The organism is Streptococcus sp. NLN64 (assembly GCF_015831295.1).
Taxonomy (GTDB): domain Bacteria; phylum Bacillota; class Bacilli; order Lactobacillales; family Streptococcaceae; genus Streptococcus.
The window spans coordinates 1-4,585 of record NZ_JADXDQ010000083.1 but is presented as its reverse complement, the minus strand read 5'-3'; the positions used below and the strand labels follow the sequence as shown (position 1 = coordinate 4,585).

The window sequence follows — 4,585 nt, the reverse complement described above, 5'->3', positions numbered from 1 at the left end:
ACACTATTCCACAGGCAACCATACCAGTGTATGGTCCCAAGAGTTCAGCTATGGGACGCTTATCGAGTTTATTTTAGATCGTTCGGAAGGAATAAAGAAGCAGGTCTTCATACCGTAGTGGAATCATCAGCAGTTGAGAAACAACTGCTAAATGACGGAGATTTCGAGACCTTGGCTCGAAATCTAGTGATGCTAAGTGATTCGGGAATCGAATCACTTAGCCATTTACTAAAGGCTGCTTTGTAGAGAGCTTTGCTCTCCTTATCTTGTAACTCAGATAGCATACAATGCTATCTGACCCGCACTACCTAATATGAAGACCTGCATATTAGAAACACTGAGAACGAGAAGGTGGAGATTGACTTACTGAATCATTCAATTTGAATGACATTGATATTTATGTGTTTTTGCAATTTTGCAAACTGAAATTCACGCACGCCCTAGATTTGAGACTGATTTTTCAAATTTCCGAGAATAACTTGACACATACGAAGTGAGGTCTTTGGTTTACAAGTTGAGGAAACTATGCTAATATAGAAGGGATTTGAAGGAGTTTGGCAATGTTTCAATTATTATTAACTGTATTTTTAGTCCTATCTGTTATTTTGGTCATGGTCATCTTTATGCAACCAACCAAGAATCAATCTTCAAACGTTTTTGATTCGAGTGCAGGTGACCTGTTTGAACGCACAAAAGCTCGGGGATTCGAAGCAGTTATGCAGCGGACAACTGCTGTGCTAGTCTTTTTCTGGCTAGCGATTGCTTTGGTTTTAGCCGTGTTATCAAGTATTTAGTACGTAACAAATTTCAAAATCGGAAGCCTCGAAAAATTTCAAAAAAATGGCTAGGAAAGCCGACGATGATTGAACTAAAGTTCATCAAGGAGGCTTGACAAAGTTAGGTTTTGAAATTTAAAGAGTATTAGCATTTAGGGCGAGTTGGAGCAAGATCACACAGGTCTTGCGAGCAACCGCCCTTTTTTGAGAGGTATAAATGAGAGAAGAAATCCTGGCCCTATTGAAAGAGTCTGGGCCAATGTCAGTGGATCAGTTAGGAGATTCCTTGGGAATGAAAAGCGCCAAGGGTTTTACGAATCTGGTCAAAGAAATATCCCGTTTAGAAGGACAGGGGAAATTGTCCTTCACGGATGAGGGAACAGTGGCTTTGAGAGAAGTGAAGAAAAAGCCGGAGGTTCCTAAACTCGAAGGAGTTTTCCATGCCCATAAAACAGGCTTTGGTTTTGTGACGGTTGATGAGGCCGAGCCAGATGTTTTTATCGGTCGTGATTTTGTCAATCAGGCGATTGATGGAGATCGGGTTCAGGTGGAAATCCTCAAAGTTGCGGATCGTATGAAAGGGTCTTCTGCGGAAGGGAAGATTGTCGATGTTCTGGAACGTTCGCTTACCCGAGTCGTTGGGAAGGTTGTTTTGGAAGAAGGCAAGTCTAAGTACCCGGCCTATGTTCGTTCCCGTAATCAAAAAATTCAACAACAGATTTATATTCAAAAAGGCGATTTCCAGTTAGACGGTACAGAAGTGGTAAAGCTGGAAATCCAGCAGTACCCAAGTAAAAAGCAGAATTATTTTCTTGCAGAATTAGTGGAAATCGTTGGTCATGTAGATGACACGGGAATTGATGTGTTAGAGGTTTTGGAATCTTTGGATATTGTCTCTGCCTTCCCTGAAGCTGTGTTAGCAGAAGCGGAGGCGATTCCTGATGCTCCGAGTGCCAAAGATATGGAAGGGCGACTAGATCTCCGTTCAGAATTGACCTTTACCATTGATGGTGCAGATGCTAAAGATTTAGATGATGCAGTTCACATCAAACGTTTGGAGGGTGGCAACTTTGAATTAGGAGTTCATATTGCGGATGTCTCTTACTATGTGAAGGAAGGGTCTGCTTTGGACAAGGAAGCTCTGGAGCGTGGAACTTCCGTCTATGTGACGGACCGTGTTGTTCCCATGCTACCGGAACGTCTGTCCAATGGAATTTGTTCCCTAAATCCGCAAGTGGACCGGCTGACCCAATCGGCTATTATGGAGATTGACCGTCGAGGTAAGGTCGTGCGGTATCAGTTGGCTGAAACAGTTATTAAAACGACCCAACGGATGACCTACTCGGATGTTAACGCCATCATTGCTGGGCAAGAAGAGGTGATTCAAGGCTATCCCGAATTACTGGAATCTGTGGAGGCTATGGTTGAGCTGCACAGGATTTTGGAGCAGATGCGGATTGATCGTGGAGCACTTAACTTTGATACCAACGAGGCAAAAATCTTAGTCAATGCTAAAGGGAAGCCGGTAGACATTGTTTTGCGTCAACGAGGCTTGGCAGAGCGAATGATTGAGTCCTTTATGTTGGTCGCCAATGAGACCGTTGCGGAGCATTTCTACCGCAAGGATTTGCCTTTTATCTATCGGATTCACGAAGATCCAAAAGCGGAGAAACTACAGAAATTTATCGATTTCACATCCAGTTTTGGCTTACGAGTTTATGGGACGGCTTCCAAGATGACTCAGGCATCGCTTCAGGATATCATGGCTGCTGCTAAGGGAGAGGTCTATGAAGAAGTTCTATCTATGATGCTCTTGCGGAGCATGCAGCAGGCCCGTTATTCGGAGCATAATCATGATGGGCACTACGGCTTGGCTGCTCCTTTCTATACCCACTTTACCAGTCCGATTCGGCGCTATCCAGATTTGATGGTCCACCGGATGATGCGGGACTATCGGAAGAGTGCTGAGAAAGCAGGGCATTTCCAAGAAATATTGCCAGCCATTGCCAGCCAGTCTTCTAATCGCGAACGCCGCGCCATTGACGCGGAACGTTTTGTGGAATCTATGAAGAAGGCAGAATTTATGTCGGACTTTGTGGGACAAGAATTTGATGGGGTGATTGCCTCGGTCGTGAAATTCGGACTCTTTGTCGAGCTCCCGAATACGGTAGAAGGTCTCATTCACGTGACCAACCTACCTGAGTTTTACCATTTCGATGAACGGACACTATCCCTGCGTGGTGAACGCACCGGGACAACCTTTAGTGTGGGCCAGCCCATTCGCATTCGCGTTGAACGGGCCGATAAGGAAACTGGTGAAATCGATTTTGCCTACCTAGCTGGCGGCGAGGTGGAGAAGAAGTCCTCTCGTTCTAAACGCTCGCGAGGCGAGCGCAAGAAAAAGCGGGAACAGTCCCAACCATTTTACAAAAAACAAGTCAAAAAAGGAGGTCGTCATGGCCAAAGGAGAGGGAAAGGTCGTCGCTCAAAATAAGAAAGCACGCCACGACTATACCATCGTTGATACCATTGAAGCGGGAATGGTTTTGACCGGAACGGAAATCAAAAGCGTTCGGGCGGCCCGGATTACGCTGAAAGATGGTTTTGCGCAAATTAAAAATGGCGAGGTTTGGTTAAGCAATGTTCATATTGCCCCTTATGAGGAAGGCAATATCTGGAACCAAGATCCAGAACGCCGTCGTAAGCTCTTACTCCATAAGAAGCAGATTCGAAAGTTAGAACAGGATACCAAGGGGACTGGTATGACACTAGTCCCTCTGAAGGTTTATTTGAAGGACGGCTACGCCAAATTGTTGCTGGGGTTGGCTAAAGGGAAAAAAGATTATGACAAGCGGGAATCCATTAAACGCCGTGAGCAAAATCGTGATATTGATCGGCAGATGAAGAGCTTTAACCACCGATAGGAGGTAAATATGCAAATTTCTAATCGTTTCAGCATCGGTGTCCATATCTTGGTTCTGGTAGCACGCCAAAATGAAGAAAACATGCTGACAAGTGAAAGCTTGGTTGGAAGTGTCGGTGTGAATCCTGTCATCGTTCGTAAAGTCATGTCTCAACTCCGTCAGGCTGATTTGATTCAAACCAATTAAGGTATGGGAGGTATGGAGCTCGGACGCCAACCTGAAGAAATCACCTTGCAACAGGGGGAATTGGAGCAGACAAGCTATTTCGCTATCATGATAGGCCCAATCCCCAATGTGAGGTTGGTAGGACCATTCATGGCGTCCTGGACCATCACCTTGATGAAGTGAAGGTTGCTATGGAAGTATCCTTGAAGCAGCAAACCTTAGCTGATATCCTTGAAACGAGTCAAGGAAAAATTGATAGTCCTGAAAACCAATCCTGAGGGGTTGGTTTTTTGTATTAGAGAGTACAGTATGTATAATTTTTGGGGAGTTATACTCTTTTAGTTTATCTTTTATTACTGTGTTAGCTCGTCTTGCCGTACTTCAGTACTGTCTGCGACTCGCTGCCTTGTACTATAGTTATTTAGTTTTTAAATATTATGTTATTGCATCAGTTATAGAGTCCATTTTGCGAAGTAATTCTGTAACTGATTTTTTTAGAATAGCCCAACTTTGCTCAATGGGATTTAATTCTGGAGAATACGGTGGTAGAGGTAAAAAGAAGTGACCAGCATAGATAGAAAGTTCATCTAGTGTTTTCTTAGGGTGAAAACTTGCATTGTCCATAACAATAACATGAGGAGTCTTTAAAGATGGTAGAAGCTCTTGTTTAAACCACTCTACAAAGAAATCACTCGTCATACTCTCTTTGTAAATCATTGG

General features: G+C 44.0%; 7 protein-coding genes. 6 read left to right on the top strand and 1 reads right to left on the bottom strand.

Going from position 1 to position 4,585, the window contains the following annotated elements; genetic code table 11:
* The 6 genes from I2503_RS09520 to I2503_RS09705 all read left to right on the top strand — a co-directional run.
* The coding region (locus I2503_RS09520) for a hypothetical protein (protein ID WP_210766835.1) at window positions 1-246 on the top strand (246 nt) is incomplete at its 5' end.
* Window positions 247-560: 314 nt separating this feature from the next.
* Window positions 561-794, top strand: a complete 234-nt coding sequence (gene secG, locus I2503_RS08975) for a preprotein translocase subunit SecG (RefSeq protein WP_196090898.1) — start codon at window positions 561-563, stop codon at window positions 792-794.
* A gap of 199 nt (window positions 795-993) precedes the next feature.
* Window positions 994-3,270 carry a ribonuclease R gene (gene rnr, locus I2503_RS08970; RefSeq protein WP_196967730.1) on the top strand — a complete coding sequence of 759 codons (2,277 nt, stop codon included), beginning with the start codon at window positions 994-996 and terminating at the stop codon, window positions 3,268-3,270.
* A complete protein-coding gene (gene smpB, locus I2503_RS08965) occupies window positions 3,233-3,700 on the top strand; it encodes an SsrA-binding protein SmpB (RefSeq protein WP_196090900.1) in 468 nt (155 codons plus the stop codon). Before rnr ends, smpB begins: the two co-directional genes overlap by 38 nt.
* Before the next feature lie 9 nt (window positions 3,701-3,709).
* The gene (locus I2503_RS09710; protein WP_247644707.1) at window positions 3,710-3,886 is read left to right on the top strand and encodes an Rrf2 family transcriptional regulator; all 177 of its coding nucleotides are present in this window, start codon (window positions 3,710-3,712) and stop codon (window positions 3,884-3,886) included.
* A 12-nt stretch (window positions 3,887-3,898) separates the two neighbouring features.
* On the top strand, window positions 3,899-4,048 hold the full coding sequence (locus tag I2503_RS09705; RefSeq protein WP_233340817.1) for a hypothetical protein: 150 nt from the start codon (window positions 3,899-3,901) through the stop codon (window positions 4,046-4,048).
* Between the two features lie 252 nt (window positions 4,049-4,300).
* Here I2503_RS09705 and I2503_RS08955 read toward each other — a convergent pair.
* Window positions 4,301-4,585: transposase (locus I2503_RS08955; protein ID WP_196967729.1), on the bottom strand; the 285-nt coding region annotated here is incomplete at its 5' end.

Bases quoted from the DNA above. Each gene is read 5' to 3' on its own strand.
- rnr (WP_196967730.1), top strand. From the start codon at position 994: ATGAGAGAAGAAATCCTGGCCCTATTGAAAGAGTCTGGGCCAATGTCA.
- I2503_RS09710 (WP_247644707.1), top strand. From the start codon at position 3,710: ATGCAAATTTCTAATCGTTTCAGCATCGGTGTCCATATCTTGGTTCTG.
- I2503_RS09705 (WP_233340817.1), top strand. From the start codon at position 3,899: ATGGAGCTCGGACGCCAACCTGAAGAAATCACCTTGCAACAGGGGGAA.
- secG (WP_196090898.1), top strand. From the start codon at position 561: ATGTTTCAATTATTATTAACTGTATTTTTAGTCCTATCTGTTATTTTG.
- smpB (WP_196090900.1), top strand. From the start codon at position 3,233: ATGGCCAAAGGAGAGGGAAAGGTCGTCGCTCAAAATAAGAAAGCACGC.